This window comes from Pseudomonas putida, from assembly GCF_002906855.1.
In the GTDB taxonomy this organism is placed as follows: Bacteria; Pseudomonadota; Gammaproteobacteria; order Pseudomonadales; family Pseudomonadaceae; genus Aquipseudomonas; species Aquipseudomonas putida_N.
Map to the genome: position 1 here is coordinate 1 of NZ_MINI01000025.1, position 1,354 is coordinate 1,354.

Here is a 1,354-nt window from a genome sequence, read left to right on the forward strand (position 1 = left end):
CTCCTGTATGCCACGGGAGTCAGGCCGCCCAGCCCCATCTTGATTCGATCATGGTTGTAGTAGTTGATGTATTCATCGATTGCCGCCCTCAGCTCTGCGATGCTGGCGAAGCGCTGACCATGGTACATCTCTATCTTCAGTGTGCCGAAAAAACTCTCCATTCGTGCATTGTCCAGGCAGTTGCCTTTGCGCGACATGCTCTGCTCCAGCCCCTTTTCTTCGAGTCGATTCCGGTAGGCGTAGTATTGATACTGCCAGCCCTGGTCGGAATGCAGCATCGGCTTGGCTCCTTCCGGTAGCTTCGCAAGCGCCTGCTCCAGCATCTGGCCGACCAGAGGATAGTGCGGCGAAGTATCGATCTGATGCGCCACGATCTCCCCGCTAAACAGGTCCAATATCGGCGATAGGTACAGTTTCTCACCCGCCACCTTGAACTCGGTCACGTCTGTTACCCATTTCTCGTTGGGCTCTGCTGCCGTGAAATCGCGCTCCATTGTGTTGGGCGCAATGCGTCCGGGCTGACCGCGATAGGACTTGTACTTTTTCACGCGCACCGTGCATTTGAGGTCGAGTTCACCCATCAGCCGGCGCACAACTTTACTGTTTACTATTTGGCCAATGTTGCGCAGCGCTGCAGTCATGCGTCGATAGCCATAGCGCCCCTTATGCCGCCCCTGGGTCTCACAGATATGAGCCTTTAACGGGGCCAGCTTGTCACCTGCAGCCATCACCTTGAGTTGGTAGTAGTACGTACTGCGCGCCAGCCCAGCCAACTTGAGCAGGTTGTTGAGGGGGAATCGGTTACGCAAGGCCGAGATGATCAGGACTTTTTCTTCTCGGCCTTCTTCTGCCTCGCCTTCTCCTCGCGCAGCTCTTTTAACTTTTTTAGATAGGCGATCTCCATCTCGGCATGGCGCAGCTTGGCCAGCAACTCGGCGTGCGAGAGATCTTCATCGGCTACAGGTGGGGTGTTGGCGGGTGGAACAGGTGGTTTAGGCATGAGACTGCGCGGACCTTTGCTCTTTGCTGTCAGGGCTTTGATGCCGCCACTGTAGTACTGCGATTCCCATATGCCTATCTGGCTGGAGTGGCTCATATTGAAAACGGCTGCCGTCTGGCGCAGCGATAGCTTGTCGCGCCACATCCGCTCAAGCACCGAAAGCTTGAACTCAGGGCTGAAAGTCCGTGTTTGTCCGCAGAGGCTAGCCTCGCCATGGATGCGATAGCTCGCGACCCAGCGCCGAAGCAAGGAGGGATCCATCTGCAACTCAGATGCGATGGTGCGATAGCCAATGCCTCGCTGCAGAAAGGCATGGATGGCTGAAAGTTTGAACTGCTTGGTGTGCTTGCTCAC

1 protein-coding gene is annotated in these 1,354 nt (G+C 56.0%); it reads right to left on the bottom strand.

The window, feature by feature from the left end:
- A protein-coding gene (locus tag BGP85_RS00280; RefSeq protein WP_258036110.1) for an IS3 family transposase occupies positions 1-1,354 on the bottom strand; the annotation gives its coding sequence in 2 pieces (ribosomal slippage) (positions 1-878 and positions 881-1,354; 1,352 coding nt annotated over the 2 pieces). This gene is flagged as partial in the annotation.